Source organism: Streptomyces sp. NBC_01723 (assembly GCF_036246005.1).
Lineage (GTDB): Bacteria > Actinomycetota > Actinomycetes > Streptomycetales > Streptomycetaceae > Streptomyces.
On the sequence record NZ_CP109171.1, the window covers coordinates 3,700,656 to 3,714,998 of the forward strand.

A 14,343-nucleotide genomic window follows, 5' to 3' on the forward strand; every position below is an offset into this window, starting at 1 on the left:
CTGTCCAGCGGTACCTGGCGAGAGGGCCTCGCGGCCCTCCCCGTCAGTCCTTGTTGGGGTGGATGATCTTCCACTCCTGGTCGTCGGTGTTGGTGCAGTCGGAGATGTTGAGCGGGGTCTCCGTGCCGCCGTTCTGGCCCTTCACGTTCAGGCACTTGTGGTTGCTGGCGTAGTTGCGGATCCAGTAGTCGCCGCTCTCCTGCTTCTGGATCCACCAGAGCTGGTTGTCGGCCAGCGTGCCGTCGCAGTGGAACTCACCGATGCCGGTACCGACGGGGCGCCCGTCGTACTCGCCGAGGTCCATGCAGAACTTGTCGGTGACGTTGCGGATCTGGAAGAGCGGGACCCCACCGGGGCCGCCCTTCGGGTACTTCACCTCGAGGTTCCAGTACTGGTTGTCGCCCTCTTCGTGGCAGTTGGCCTGCTGGACGATCCCGTTGATCTGGCCCTTCTCCCGCCCAGGGACGTCGGCGCACATCTTGGTGGTGGCGTTGCGCAGCATGACGTTCATGGCGGGCACGACGGGCTTCGGCTTCGGGGGCGCGGGCTTGTCGTCCCCGCCGCCACCACCGCCACCGCCGCCGCCGTCGTTGTCGGGCTCCTCGGAGACCTGTGGCTCGGCTTCGGCCTCCGGCGACTCGGCTGCGGTGCTGGGGAGGGTCTCGGGGGTGGCGGAGGGGCTGGGGGCGAGGGCCGCGCCGGCCTGCTCGGTCTGCTCGGTGGCCTTCGAGGAGACCTGCGGCTTGTAGGCGATCCAGATCATCACGAACGCCAGCGCCAACGCCAAAAAGATCCCGAAGAACGTCGCCAGCCAACGCGGAAGAAACCCCCGCTGGACATACGTCCCCTCCACCTCCGTCGGATCCACACCGGAACGCTTCACCGACAACGTGTACGGACGCTCCTCCTTCGAACCGAACCAGATCACCTGCCGCGGCTTCAGCGTCGTCTCCACGAACGCCGCCCGACCCGGCTCGATCTGCACATTCCCCGGACGAACCTCGTACGACAGATGATCCCCGGTATCACTCCCCGCGACCGACGCCGTCACCTTCGTATTACCGACGTTGTCCACCGCCAGCCGCGGACGCCCCCGAAAACGACCCTTCACCGTCGGCGGCACCAACTCCGCACGCACCTCGGTAAAAGCCGTGATCGTCAGATTCCCCTCAGGAACCGTCACCGCATCCGGATGCTCCGTCGGCGTAATCCGCACCGCATACGGATTCGGCCCCGCCACCGCATCCGACGTCCGCGGCGGAGCAAACGTCAACTCCACCGTCCCCGTCGTCCCCGGATACAACCGCAACGTCTGCGGCTCCACCGTCGTCCACGGCGACACATCCCCCACCGGCTCGAACCGGTACTCATCCACCACATCACCGGTATTACGCACCCGGAGCCGCACACGCGTACTGCTGCCGGGGTCGACGGTGGCGGACGCGGGCTCGAGGGAAGTCCAAAGGCTCACGCCTCGACGCTACGTGAGCCCCGTCGTGACGTCAGGAAGCCTGCGGGCAGACCGAACTGCCCCGCCGGTCGACTCACACGGTGATCCGGACCGCCTCCAGCTGGAGCCGCTGGTCCATGGGGCTGCCGAAGTAGCGCCAGTTGCCGGCCTCGGTGCAGCCCTGCTTCTGCCAGCCCTTGTCCTTGACGTGGGTGTTGGGGCAGACGATGCCCTCCGTCGTCTTGAGGGTGAACCCCTCCAGCGGCGAGACCGCCTCCTTGGAGCTGCCGAGGTACATGTCGACGCCGTCGCCCTCGCTCTCCCACTTGTCGCCGGTCAGCCAGCCCTCGACGACGTGTGCTCCGTTGCCGGAGACACCCTTCGTGCCGGACACGGCGATGTTGAGCACCTTGATCGGCAGGTTCTTGCCGACCGTGCCGGCCTCGGCGCCGTCGCACACCGGCTGCTGCCAGCCCTTGTCGGCCACGTAGGCGCGGTAGCAGATGTGCCGGCCGTCGCTGCGTGCGGCGAGCTCCTTGACCGCCGTGGCCGCGGTGCGCACCGGCGGCTTGGGCTTCTTCGTCGGCGGCTTGGACTCCCCGCCGCCACCTCCGCCGCCACCACCGGCGCCGTCGTCCTTCGGTTCCGGCGCGGCGGGCTGCACCGCGGGGGTTTCGGCGGGGGCGGAGGGTGCGGTGCTGGGGAGGGTCTCGGGGGTGGCGGAGGGGCTGGGGGCGAGGGCCGCGCCGGCCTGCTCCGTCTGCTCGGTGGCCTTCGAGGAAACCTGCGGCTTGTAAGCGATCCAGATCATCACGAACGCCAGCGCCAACGCCAAAAAGATCCCGAAGAACGTCGCCAGCCAGCGCGGAAGAAACCCCCGCTGGACATACGTCCCCTCCACCTCCGTCGGATCCACACCGGAGCGCTTCACCGACAACGTGTACGGACGCTCCTCCTTCGAACCGAACCAGATCACCTGCCGCGGCTTCAGCGTCGTCTCCACGAACGCCGCCCGACCCGGCTCGATCTGCACATTCCCCGGACGAACCTCGTACGACAGATGATCCCCGGTATCACTCCCCGCGACCGACGCCGTCACCTTCGTATTACCGACGTTGTCCACCGCCAGCCGCGGACGCCCCCGAAAACGACCCTTCACCGTCGGCGGCACCAACTCCGCACGCACCTCGGTAAAAGCCGTGATCGTCAGATTCCCCTCAGGAACCGTCACCGCATCCGGATGCTCCGTCGGCGTAATCCGCACCGCATACGGATTCGGCCCCGCCACCGCATCCGACGTCCGCGGCGGAGCAAACGTCAACTCCACCGTCCCCGTCGTCCCCGGATACAACCGCAACGTCTGCGGCTCCACCGACACCCACGGCGACACATCCCCCACCGGCTCGAACCGGTACTCATCCACCACATCACCGGTATTACGCACTCGCAGCCGCACACGCGTACTGCTGCCGGGGTCCACAGTCGCGGACGCGGGCTCCAGGGAAGTCCACAGGCTCACGGCGCAAAAATACGAAATGGACGACAGGCTGTCAGGGTCCTTCGGGGCAAGGCGGGTTGCCCCAGGACACCCTGTTCACCGCGAGAGAGACTAGGCCTCGTCGTCCGGCCGGTCCTTGGCCGCGCGCTGGGCGATGGACGGTGCCACCTTGGCGCCCGCGCCGAAGGCGTTCCCGTTGATGCCGGCGGTGACCTCGGAGTCCTGGTTCGGGTTGGTCACGGCCTGTCCGGCGCCGTTGTCGACGCCGGTCTCGGTCTTGCCCTCCTGGTTGTTCCTGACGTGGTCCAGCTCGTGGCCGATGAGGTCCTTGCGGCCGGACGCCCCGGCGCCGAGGAAGATGTCCGTGCCGATCGTCATGGCCTCGGCGCCCATGGCCGCGGTCGCGCGGTGAACCGTCGGGTTGTCGTGGATCCGGGCGGTGGGGAACTTGGTCTGGTAGAACGACTCGGCCTCATTGCGCAGGGACCCGGAGAGCGGGCTGCCCGGGGTGGACTTGGCCGCGTTCAGCAGCTCCACCTGGCCCTCGGGGCTGCTGTCCTCATAGCCGCCGTGCCCGCAGCCGGCGCCGTGCTGGTGCTGCTCCGGGTCGAAGCGGCGCTGCACGACCTGGCTCACCGCCGCGTTCCCAGCCTGGTGCTGGAGGGCCAGCATCCGGTCGGCCGTGGCGCCCAGCGGCGTGGCGCGGCGGGCCGGGTTCTTCTCGCCGGCCTGCTGGTCAGCCTGGTTCTCGTGTGCGCGCACGACGCTCCCTCGGCAGATGGTGGTTCCGGCACATGGCTACGGGACTCTCGCAGGTCTACCCGGGCCGGCCCGCCCGGCGCAACGGCCGCGAGGGCAGGCCCGGGGGCAGGCCGGCCGTCCGGCGACGGCTCAGGCGGACGCGCTCGGCCGGGCGCGGCAGCCGGGCGCGGCAGCCGGGCGCGGCAGCCGGGCGCGCGCTCAGGCGGACGCCAGCTGCTTGGCGATGACGCCCTCCCATTCCTTCTGCTGCGCGGGGTCGTTCAGCGAGGCCTCCCACTCCTCCTCCGTCTGGTTGTGCCTGGCCGGGTCGCACTTGAGGTCCTTGAGGAAGTCGCGGGCCTGCCGGCGGACGTCGTCGGGCACGTTCCGGCCCACGGGGACGGCCGGGCCGGCGGCGAGGGCGTAGATCTCCTGGGCGTTGAACTGCCGCTTGCCCTGCTTGATGCCCTTCGTCACCTTGAAGGCCTCCGCCCACGCGTCGCGCTTGCGGCCGCCCTTGCCGTCCTTGGACATCTTGGGCTCGGCGGCCTCGGTCTCCTCGGTGCCCTCCTGGGCCAGCGTGGGGCGGGCGTGCTTGTCGGGGTGCCGGACCGAGTCGTAGCGCTTGACGGCCTTCTTCCGGCCCTTGTGCACGGCGAGGCCGCCCAGGGCGGCCGCCGCCGCGCCACCCGCGACGGCGGGACCGACCGGTCCGCTCACCGCTCCCGCGACGGCCGCGACCGCGACCGCGCCGGCGGCGGTCCGCGCGACGTTGCCCGTCAGGTCGGCGGCGCGCTTGCGGAGCTTCCTGTTCTGCTTGTCGACGGCGTAGTCCCGCGCGGCGGCCAGGTGCCCCATCAGCTCGTGCCTGAGGCCGTCGATGTCGCTCCGCTCCCTGTCGACGGCCTGCATGACGCCCTCGGCCGGCGCGCCCGAGAGTTTGGCGCACTCCCGCACCAGATTCCCGGTCGACGTCCCCAACTCGTCCAGGACGTCCTGGAGTTTGCGGGTACGCGCGGCCGCCTCGCCCTGGAAGTGCTCCTTGAGCTTCTTCCGCTTGTCGAACGTGTCCTTGATGACGACGGTGTCGCGGGCGGCGATCAGCGTGGAGAACCCCATCGTCAGGGCACCTCCGGTGGCACCGAGGGGGGCGACGCCCGCCACGTTCTCGGTGTTCCGCACCGCGTTGTCGGTGATCTTCGTGACGTCGTTGACGCCCATGAGGGTGTTGGTCGCGAGGCCGGCGGTCTTCCCCCTGAGCTTCTTGCGGTCCTGGTGGGCATCGGGGCCCTTGCCCTTGCGCCCCTTGTAGCCTGCGGCCACGTCCCGGCCGTCGTTGACGATGCCCAGTGCGGAGTTCACCACGTTGACGCCGGTCTCGACCTGCCCCTGCTGTGCGGTCGAGCGCACCAGCCCCTGGTTCGCGTCCTGGGTGGCGTCCGACCGCAGGGGGCCGCCGACCGGCGCGCTGCCGCGCAGGACCGCCGTGTCCGCGGGGTCGATCCGCTGCTTGGCCTTGGTGAGGCTGAACGTCTCCTTGAGCCGCTGTCCGGCCGATTTGCCCGGCTTCTCGGCACCGGACGCCGAGGCCTCCGACTCCTGCGCGGCCTCCTGCGCCTTCTTGGCCTCGGCCTGGGCGTTGCGCGCCTCGACCTCGGCGGTCCGCGCCCCGGTCTCGGTCGTACCCGCCGCCGAGTGCCGTCCGGCCGCGGCCGCCGCCCGGCCCTGCGCCTCGGCCGCCGTCGCCGCCTGCTCCCGGGCCGTACGGTCGGAGGCCGCCGCCTGCTCCCGGGCCTGGGCGGCGTTCGTCCCGTACGTCTCCGCGGCGGTCCGCGCCTTCCCGGCCTCCGCCCGCGCCCGCTCGGCGGTCTCCGCGTGCTCCCTCGCCTCGGCCAGAGCCTCGCCGTGCGCCTTGGCCGCGGCGTCGGCCTCCTCCGTCCGCCGCCGTGCCTCGTCGGCCGCGTCCTTCGCCCCCTGCCGCGCCGTCTCCCCGGCCGCCGCCCACCGCTTGCCCTCGGCGCCGGCCGCCGTCAGCGCCTCCTTCGCCGCCTCGGCCTCGCCCTCCCGCTCGTGCGCCTCGGCCTCGGCCTTGCCCGCGCGCTCCACGGCGTCCCTGGCGGCCTGCGCCCACTTCTGGACGTCCTTCTCGGCGGCGGCCCGCGTCTCCGCCTCGACCTCCGCCTTCGCCGCCCGCTCCTGCGCCTCGTCGTCGGCCGCCGACTTCCGCTTCGCCTCGGCCTCGGCCGCCTCGCGCGCCTTCTCCGCCTCCTCGGCCTCCTTCTGGAACCTGGCGGCGTCGGCCTCGGCGGCCTTCTGCTTCCGCAGCGCCTCCTCGCCCTGCTTCTGGAACCTGACCACGTCGGCCTCGGCGGCCTTCTGCCGCTGCTCCGCCTGCTCGGCCTGCTTCTCGCACTTCTCCTGCTCGGTCCGAGCCGCCTCCGCCTTCTGGCGCGCCTGGTGCTCGGTCCTCCGCTGCGTCCCCGCCCGGCCCTCGGCGCCGGCCCGCTGCCGGTCCGCCTCCCGGGCCTCCGCGGTGTGCCGCCGCTCGTCGGCCGTCGACGTCCGCTGGTCCCGCTCCGCGGCCTCGGCGTCACGTGTCAGTCGATCCCGGTCCGCCCGGGCGGTGGCCGCCTGCTTGCGCGCGTCCACCGCCTCCCCGGACGCCTTCCACACCTCGTCCGCGGCACCGGCCCGGTCCAGCGCGGCCGCGGCGACCTCCTGCTTGCGCTCCTCGACCTCGTTCTCGGCGGCCTTCTGCTTCGCCTTCGGGTCGTCCGCCTGGGACTTCGGGGCCTGCTCCGGGGCCTGCCGCTCGGGCGCCGTCACCGCCGAGATCACCAGATCGTCCGCCGCCGAGGAGCCCGCCCGCTCCTGGCCCGCGGCCCTGGTGAGCTGGTCCGTTCCGGTCGCGCGCTGGATGACCGAGGAGACCGCCCGGTTGCCCGCCTTGGCCTGCAGCGAGGCCAGGGGCGTCTGCTGTGCCTGCGGGCGGTGCCGTGCCGGGGACGCGCCGGCCGGGTGGCGGCTCTGGGTTTCCCTCATGCGGTCCGACACGGACGATTCCCTCCTGACACCTCGTCACCGTCCCCGCTCGCGCGGGGCAGCGCCCCGGTGCGGCGGGACGGCGGGCCCCGGTCCGGGGCGTGATCGCAAGATGACATCCTGGCGAACTGGCAGTCGACAAAAGATGTTGAATCAGAAATGCGAGGTGTCTGCCAGGGGGCCGCGGGGGAAACGCCCGGAAGCCCGGTGAATCTGCCCCAACGGGCACGACCAGGGGCAATCACCGTGCCCCCGCACTGGCACCGGAGGACGTTTCGGTGGGAGCAACGCGCGCGTGACGCTGAGAGGCGTCTTGTCTCGTACCCCCGAGGAGAGCAGAGCATGCCGTCCTACCTGTCGCCCGGCGTCTACGTCGAGGAGGTGGCCAGCGGCTCGCGCCCGATCGAGGGGGTGGGCACCTCGGTGGCGGCCTTCGTCGGACTCGCTCCGACCGGCCCGCTGAACGAGCCCACGCTGGTGACCAACTGGACGCAGTACGTCGCGGCCTTCGGTGACTTCACCGGCGGGTACTACCTCGCGCACTCCGTCTACGGGTTCTTCAACAACGGCGGCTCCGCCGCGTACGTCGTCCGCGTCGGCGGCTCGCCCGAGGACGCGGCCGGCGACGCCACGGACGGCTCCGCCGCGCCCGCCGCCGTCACCGGCAGCGCCGCCAAGGCCGCACTGCCCGCCGCCGAGCCCAAGCAGCTCGGCACGTTCGCCGTGACGGCCACCGGTGAAGGCCAGACCGGCCCGCTGACCGTCGAGGTCGCCGACCCTGAGGGCGAGGGCCCCGCCGAGCGCTTCAAGCTGATCGTCAAGGACGGCGACAAGCCGGTCGAGACCTTCGACGTGAGCGCCAAGAAGGGCAACCGCTCCTACGTCGTCACGCAGGTCAAGGAGCGCTCCAAGCTCATCACCGTGACCGAGGCCGCGCCGTCCGCGCAGCTGGCCCGTCCGGAGAACCAGACCCTGACGCTGCCCGCGCCGCCGTCCGCCGCGCCCGCCGTTCCGGCCGGCCAGGACGAGACCGCGCACCCGGGCCCCGCCCAGTACCTCGGCGACTCCTCGGACCGCACCGGTTTCGGCGGCCTGGAGGCCATCGACGAGATCTCCATGGTCGCGGTGCCCGACCTGATGGCCGCCTACCAGCGCGGCGCGATCGACCTGGAGGCCGTCAAGGCCGTCCAGCTCGGTCTGATCGCGCACTGCGAGCTGATGGGCGACCGCGTCGCCATCATCGACCCGCCGCCCAGCCAGAACGCCCGCCAGATACGCGTCTGGCGCCAGGAGACGGCCGGCTACGACTCCAAGTACGCCGCCCTGTACTACCCCTGGATCAAGTCCTTCGACCCGGCGACCGGCCAGTCCCGCCTGGTCCCGCCGAGCGGCCACGTCGCCGGCATCTGGGCGCGCAACGACTTCGAGCGCGGTGTGCACAAGGCCCCCGCCAACGAGGTCGTGCGCGGCGCCGTCGACCTGGAGCTGCAGATCACCCGCGGTGAGCAGGACCTGCTCAACCCGATCGGTGTCAACTGCATCCGCTCCTTCCCGGGCCGCGGCATCCGCGTCTGGGGCGCGCGCACCCTCTCCTCCGACCCGGCGTGGCGCTACCTGAACATCCGCCGGTACTTCAACTACCTGGAGGAGTCGATCCTGATCGGCACCCAGTGGGTGGTGTTCGAGCCGAACGACCACAACCTCTGGGCGCGCATCCGCCGCAACGTCTCCGCGTTCCTGGTCAACGAGTGGCGCAGCGGCGCCCTGTTCGGCCAGAGCCCGGCCGAGGCCTACTACGTCAAGTGCGACGAGGAGACCAACCCGCCGGAGTCGGTCGACCTCGGCCGGGTCGTGTGCGAGATCGGCATCGCGCCGGTCAAGCCCGCCGAGTTCGTGATCTTCCGGTTGGCCCAGTTCTCCAGCGGCAGCGGGGAGCTGGAGGAGTAGGCGGCCCCGCCGGCCTCGCGCGACCCCTCGGGCGTCGCCCCCGTACGCCATAGTCACTTAACACCAGAAGGACAGCGAACACATGAGTCTGAACCCGGGTGACTCCCTTACTTCACACAATTTCGGTCTGCAGATCGACGGTGTGACGGTCGAGTACCTCGCCGAGGTCAGCGGCCTGACCCTCGAGCAGGACGTCATCAAGTACCCGCAGAACAACGGCGCGACCGGCAAGAGCGAGATCGCGCTGCTGCCGGGCACCCAGAAGGACGGGCAGTGCACCGTCGTACGCGGGATGACCCATTCCCCGTCGTTCACCACGTGGATCAACGACTCGATCAACGGCCGCATGGCCACCGCCCGCAAGAACGCCTCGATCATCATGATGGACTTCGAGGACGTCCCGGTGAAGCGGTACAACCTCCGCAACGCCTGGTGCAGCAAGATCGACACGAGCACGGTGAAGGCGGGCGAGGCCGCCGCACTGACCGAGACCGTCACCATCGTGTTCGAAGAATTGGTCATCGAGTAATGCGCCGTACGCCTGCCAAGGCACCCGCCGCGGCACAGACCGCGGCGGCGGGAGCGGACTTCCCCCGTTCGGCTCCCGCCGCCGCGTCGGCGGAGGCGGGGTCCGGTCTTCCGGCCGCGCCTCCCGTCGAGGCGGTCCCGCGGCAGCAGTTGCGGACCGAGTTCCCCTTCGAGCTGCCGCGCGGGTACGTCGACGAGTCGGGCACCGTCCACCGGGACGGTGTGATGCGCCTGTCGACGGCACGGGACGAGCTGATCCCGCTGCGCGACGTGCGCGTCCAGGAGAACCCGGCGTTCCTGTCGGTGGTGCTGCTCGGCCGGGTCATCACCCGGCTGGGCACGCTGGCGATGGTGCACGACGGCGTCGTGGAGAACATGTTCGCCTCCGACCTGGCGTTCCTCCAGGACTTCTACCGCCAGATCAACGCGGAGGGGCACACCCGCGCCGCCGTCGAGTGCCCGCACTGCGCGGAGCCCTTCGAGGTGGAACTCGGCGGGAGCCGCCTGGGGGAATCGTGACGTACGCGACCGACCGGCTGCACGAGGAGATCGCGTACGTCGCCTACCACTTCCACTGGAGCCTGGAGGCGATCCTGGACCTGGAACACCAGGACCGCCGCCGGTACACGGACCAGATCGCGTCCCTCGTGACGCGAGGCACGGCGGAGGGCTGATCGGTGGGATTCCTGGACCGGCTGCGGGGTCGTCGGGAGGACGTCGACGGGGGCGGGGGCGAGACCGCGTCACCCGTGGTCTCCGCACGCCCGCTCCCGGACACGGACGACGGCCCGGGCACGGACGCGGGGAGCGGTGCACACGCCCCGGCCGCGCCCGCGGCCGTCGCCGCCTGGACGGGCCTGCCGCCGATCCAGCGGGCGACGGGTGCGGCACGCGCGGGAGTGGCGGACGCCGGTTTCGGCGGCCGCCTTCCGACGTGGCAGAACCCGTCGTTCACGGGGGCGCCGTCCCCCGCCGTGCTGAACCCGGCCGCCGGCGACAGCCTGCTGTCGGGCGCCTTCGACTCCTCGGCCCGCCAGAACGCGCCCGCACGTCCCGTGACGGGCACGGCACCGGTGCAGCGGATGCCGGTCGCGCCGCTGCGCGCGATACCCGCGGACACCTCGGCAACCGCCGCTCCCACAGGGCAGGTTCCGGGGCCGCGGGGCGGTTCGGCCGCGCAGGGTGCCCGGCAGTCCGCCCCCGCCACCACGCCGGGGACGCGCGGAGCGTCGTCCGGCGCCTCCCGTGCCGCCGGCACCCGGGGCGGCGCGACGGCCCCGGCCCGCACGCCGTCCGCACCGCCGGCGGCGACGCGGGCCACTCCGGCACCGCCCAGGCGGCCGGCCCCCTCCTCGGCGGCGTCGGCGTCCGCCTCCGCGGGCCCGCCGGTCCAGCGGGCGCGCGCCGCCGGGCCGGCCGCCTCAACGGCTCCCGCGGGCACACCGGCCCAGGGCGCCCGCGGGGTGCGGGTCACGCCCGTACCGCCCGCCGCGTCCAGTCCGCGGCAGGCACTGACCAAGGCTTCGTCCGGGACGCCCGCCGTGCAGCGCCGGGCCCTGCCCGCGAGCCGCCGGACCACCGACTCAGCGCCGGGACCGTCCGGCACGGCCTCCTCGTCGTCGGACGGCGACCGAGCGGGCCCCGGCTCGGCACCGGCCGGGGGCGCCTCCCCGGCCGCCCGTGCCGACCGCGCTCCGCAGACGGTCTCCCCGTCGCCCGCGACACCCTCGGCACCGACACAGGCACCGGCTTCCGCCCCCGCGCCGGACGCCCCGGTGCAGCGCGCCGTGCGCCCGCAGGGCCGTGGCTCGGCCGCCGGCGACTCCCCGGCCGCCCCTCCCGTGCAGCGAGCGGCGGCCCGCCCCGGAGCCACCCCGGCCGACGGCGCCTCCGCACCCGGTACGCCGGAGCGGCGTGCCTCGCGCGAAAGCGGAAGCGGCCAGGGTCCGGCCGCCACGCCCCCGGCGCGCCGGTCGTCCCCCGTACCCCCGTCCGACCCGGCCCCGCGCACCGCGGCGGCACCCGCACCGGACCGTGCGACGCCGCCCCGCCCGCCCGTGCAGCGGGCCACCCCCGACTCCGGCACACCGGCCGCCCTCTCGCCCGGCACCCCGTCAACCCCGCCCGCACAGCGCCCCACCGCGCCCGCCCGGGACGGCGACGGCCCCTCACGCACGACCGTGCAGCGCAGCGCGGTCGACTCCGGCACCGGCACACCGGCCGCCCCCTCGCCCGGCACCCCGGCCACCTCACCCGCACAACGCCCCACCGCGCCCGGCGAGAGGGGCGAGACGCCCGCACCAACGACCGTGCAGCGCACCCCACTCGGCACCGGCACGCCACCCACCCCGTCTTCCGGCGCCGCGCCCACCTCCCCGGGCGCCCCCGCCTCCGGCACCCCGGTCCAACGGTCGGTGTCACACCCCCGGCCGGGGCTCGGCCCCGCCCTGAACCGGCCCGGCGACGGGACGGCGCCCACCCGAGGCGGTGCCCAGGCATCCGGCGCCCCCGTGCGCCGCTCCGCCGCCCAGCCCGGCCCCGCGAGGAGCGGCACGACGGGTGAACCCCCCACGCGGCGACCGGAGTCCGGTCCCGCGCGGCCGCCGTCCTCCCCCGCCCCCGGAGCGCCGGCCGCCCCCGCGACCCCCGCCTCCACGCCCACCACCCCCGCCCCGCCGGTGCAGCGCGCGGCGTCCCGGCCCACCGCCCCGGCCTCCGGAGCGAACCCCGGCACCAGCGCCCCGCGGCCCACGGCCGACGCGGCGACACCCGCGCCGTCGCCGTCGCCGTCCCCGTCGGCCGGAGCCACACCGCCCTCGCAGGCACCGGTCCGGCGAGCCACCGCCCCGCACCACGAGCCCGCCACCGACGGCCCTACGGCCGGCCCCTCAGGCACCGAGGCGCCCGGCGCCCCGGTCCAGCGGGCCGTTCCGCGGTCCAACAGGCCCGCCACCCCCACGTCCGCGTCCGCTCCCGCCCCGGAGCAGCGCGGCCCGGGCGACCAACTCCCGCCCGTGCAGCGCGCCGCGGGCAGCGTCGGCGCCGCGCCCGCCCCCGGCGGCGAGACGCCCGGCGCCCCCTCACGTCAGGCCGGACCCACCCCGGCACCGCGCTCCGCGACGCCCTCCCCGGCGGCGCACCGCCCCTCCACCGCCCCGAGCCGTCCCACCACCGGCGCAACCGGAGCGCAGCCGCCCGTCCAGCGCAAGGCGGGTCCCACCGGCCCACCGCAGTCACCGGCACCAGCCGGGTCCCCCCGCCGCGGCGAGGCCCCACCGGCCCGGTCCGCCCGCCCCGACCAGACCCCGCCGGTCCGTCCCGCGTCCGGCGCCCCCGGCACACCCGCCACGGCGGCCACCCCGTCGCGCGGACCCGAGCCCTCCCGAGGACCCGGCGCCGCGCCCGCGCCTCTTCCGGACCCGGCACCCGCGACCCCGGTCCAGCGCGCCGCGCACCCGTCGCCGGCCGACGCGGCGAGCGCACCCGCCAACGCCCCGGCCTCGGGCACACCGGCGACGCCTCCGGTCCAGCGCGCGGTCGAAGGCGCCGCCGGTCGGCCCGCCGTACCGCTCGCGCGGCCCGGCTCCGCCGGCACACCGCCCGCCTCCACGCCTCCCGTGCAGCGCGCCGCGGCACCACCGCGCCGCGCGGGCCTCGGTGCTCCCACCTCGTCGGGCCCCGTGGACGCCGTACGCCGCACCGCGACGCCCGCCGCCCGGCAGACCCCGGCGGCCGAACCGGCGGCGCGGCCCGCGCACCGGGCGCCGACCGAGGCCCCGTTCCCCGCGCCCACCGAGGCCGGCCCGACCCCGCCCGTCCAGCGGTCCGCCGTGGCGACCCCGCCCATGGCGAGGACCACCGACCCGGCCCCGCTCCCGGTCTCCTCCCCGGCGTTCCCGCCCCCGGCCACCCCCGCGGGAGCCTTCGCCCCGACCCCGGCCGCAACGCCGTTCGCCCCGGCCGGTGCGGCCCCCACGGCCGCGTCACCCTTCACGCCGCCCGCCCGAGCGGCACGCCCCGCCCCGAGCGGCGGCCCCGCGAACCCCACCGTCCAGCGTGCGCCCGCCCGGACGGCCGTGCCGCTGCGGCGTCCGGCGGCCCCCGGCACCACGGCCACGGCGGTCCCGCTCCCGGTGGCGCCGCTCGCGCCGCCCCCACCGGCGACGCCGCACCCGCCGCTGCCGGTCCACGCGCAGCCGGCCCCGGCACGCCCCGCGGAGACCACGACGACCACGGCCGCCACGTCCACCGCCGCACCCCCGGTGCAGCGCGCGTTCGGCCTCGGCCGGACCGGCGGTGCCATCAGCGCCCTGGCCTCCCAGGCGGCGGCCACCGTGGCCAACACCTTCCCCGGCATCCGGTCCTCGTCCCAGCACCGCCCGGCGGGGCCTCCGCCGCCCTCCGACCCGCCTCCCCCGTACTCCGAAGCCGGCTCCCCCGCCGAGGGGGGCGACGCGCCGCCCGCGTACACGGCGATCCCGGAGGGCGGGCTCGACCCGCGCGAACTCACCGACTTCCAGCTCGACGAACTGGTGCACCGGATCATCGGCCGCGTCACCCGCCTCGTCCGCACCGAACTGCGCATGGACCGCGAACGGATCGGCAGACTGCGCGACCCCCGCTGACCGGACCGCCCGGACAGCGACGCCCCACCGCCACCGTTCCCCGACAAGAAAGGCCGACCTGCGATGTCCCGCCAGGACCCGGGCTCCTCCATCTGGTTCAGCCTCGCCATCGACGGCGAGAGCCTCGGCTACTTCAACGGGTGCGAAGGCCTGTCGACCCAGGTCGAGGTGGAGCAGCGCCAGGAGGGCGGCAACAACGGGTTCGTCTGGCAGCTGCCCACCCGCGTGACGTTCTCCAACATCCGGCTGACGCGACCGCTGACCCCGGACACCGCCAAGGTCGCCAAGTGGATCTCCTCCGTGCAGACCGGCGTGAAGCGGCCCACCGCCCAGATCTCGGCCCTGCGCGCGGACGGGTCCCTGGTCGCCCGCTGGGGACTGATCGACGTCCTGCCCGTCAGCTGGCAGGGTCCCAGCCTCGACCCCGGCAACCTGTCGGTGGCCACCGAGGTCCTGGAGATCGCCCACCACGGGTTCACGGACTGACGGCGCCCGAAGAGCAGAGAGGAAGA

The 14,343-nt window shown here is 74.2% G+C and carries 10 protein-coding genes; 6 read left to right on the forward strand and 4 right to left on the reverse strand.

The window, feature by feature from the left end; all coding sequences use genetic code 11:
* Nucleotides 1-43 precede the first annotated feature (43 nt).
* The 4 genes from OIE75_RS16950 to OIE75_RS16965 form a co-directional block, all read right to left on the reverse strand.
* Nucleotides 44-1,471 (reverse strand): RICIN domain-containing protein, encoded by a 1,428-nt coding sequence (locus tag OIE75_RS16950; RefSeq protein WP_329471386.1) that lies wholly within the window; start codon nucleotides 1,469-1,471, stop codon nucleotides 44-46.
* Between the two features lie 73 nt (nucleotides 1,472-1,544).
* A complete protein-coding gene (locus tag OIE75_RS16955; protein WP_329471387.1) occupies nucleotides 1,545-2,969 on the reverse strand; it encodes a hydrolase in 1,425 nt (474 codons plus the stop codon).
* Between the two features lie 90 nt (nucleotides 2,970-3,059).
* On the reverse strand, nucleotides 3,060-3,710 hold the full coding sequence (locus tag OIE75_RS16960; protein ID WP_307013338.1) for an eCIS core domain-containing protein: 651 nt from the start codon (nucleotides 3,708-3,710) through the stop codon (nucleotides 3,060-3,062).
* A gap of 198 nt (nucleotides 3,711-3,908) precedes the next feature.
* Entirely contained in the window at nucleotides 3,909-6,743 is a 2,835-nt protein-coding gene (locus tag OIE75_RS16965; protein WP_329471388.1) for a hypothetical protein, read from the reverse strand.
* A 330-nt stretch (nucleotides 6,744-7,073) separates the two neighbouring features.
* Here OIE75_RS16965 and OIE75_RS16970 point away from each other — a divergent pair, with 330 nt between their 5' ends.
* The 6 genes from OIE75_RS16970 to OIE75_RS16995 all read left to right on the forward strand — a co-directional run bounded on the left by OIE75_RS16970 (nucleotide 7,074) and on the right by OIE75_RS16995 (nucleotide 14,317).
* Nucleotides 7,074-8,678: a phage tail sheath subtilisin-like domain-containing protein gene (locus tag OIE75_RS16970; protein WP_307013340.1), complete on the forward strand. Its 1,605-nt coding sequence runs from the start codon at nucleotides 7,074-7,076 to the stop codon at nucleotides 8,676-8,678.
* An 82-nt stretch (nucleotides 8,679-8,760) separates the two neighbouring features.
* Nucleotides 8,761-9,207 carry a phage tail protein gene (locus OIE75_RS16975; RefSeq protein WP_307013341.1) on the forward strand — a complete coding sequence of 149 codons (447 nt, stop codon included), beginning with the start codon at nucleotides 8,761-8,763 and terminating at the stop codon, nucleotides 9,205-9,207.
* Nucleotides 9,207-9,725, forward strand: a complete 519-nt coding sequence (locus OIE75_RS16980; RefSeq protein ID WP_307013343.1) for a hypothetical protein — start codon at nucleotides 9,207-9,209, stop codon at nucleotides 9,723-9,725. Before OIE75_RS16975 ends, OIE75_RS16980 begins: the two co-directional genes overlap by 1 nt.
* The gene (locus OIE75_RS16985) at nucleotides 9,722-9,880 is read left to right on the forward strand and encodes a DUF6760 family protein (protein ID WP_007450918.1); all 159 of its coding nucleotides are present in this window, start codon (nucleotides 9,722-9,724) and stop codon (nucleotides 9,878-9,880) included. Before OIE75_RS16980 ends, OIE75_RS16985 begins: the two co-directional genes overlap by 4 nt.
* A gap of 3 nt (nucleotides 9,881-9,883) precedes the next feature.
* Nucleotides 9,884-13,831 carry a hypothetical protein gene (locus OIE75_RS16990; protein WP_329471389.1) on the forward strand — a complete coding sequence of 1,316 codons (3,948 nt, stop codon included), beginning with the start codon at nucleotides 9,884-9,886 and terminating at the stop codon, nucleotides 13,829-13,831.
* A gap of 63 nt (nucleotides 13,832-13,894) precedes the next feature.
* Entirely contained in the window at nucleotides 13,895-14,317 is a 423-nt protein-coding gene (locus OIE75_RS16995; RefSeq protein ID WP_064728566.1) for a phage tail protein, read from the forward strand.
* Nucleotides 14,318-14,343 lie beyond the last annotated feature (26 nt).

What these genes read in the sequence shown, in the direction of transcription:
- OIE75_RS16975 (WP_307013341.1), top strand. Translation starts at nt 8,761, where the DNA reads ATGAGTCTGAACCCGGGTGACTCCCTTACTTCACACAATTTCGGTCTG.
- OIE75_RS16995 (WP_064728566.1), top strand. Translation starts at nt 13,895, where the DNA reads ATGTCCCGCCAGGACCCGGGCTCCTCCATCTGGTTCAGCCTCGCCATC.
- OIE75_RS16970 (WP_307013340.1), top strand. Translation starts at nt 7,074, where the DNA reads ATGCCGTCCTACCTGTCGCCCGGCGTCTACGTCGAGGAGGTGGCCAGC.
- OIE75_RS16980 (WP_307013343.1), top strand. Translation starts at nt 9,207, where the DNA reads ATGCGCCGTACGCCTGCCAAGGCACCCGCCGCGGCACAGACCGCGGCG.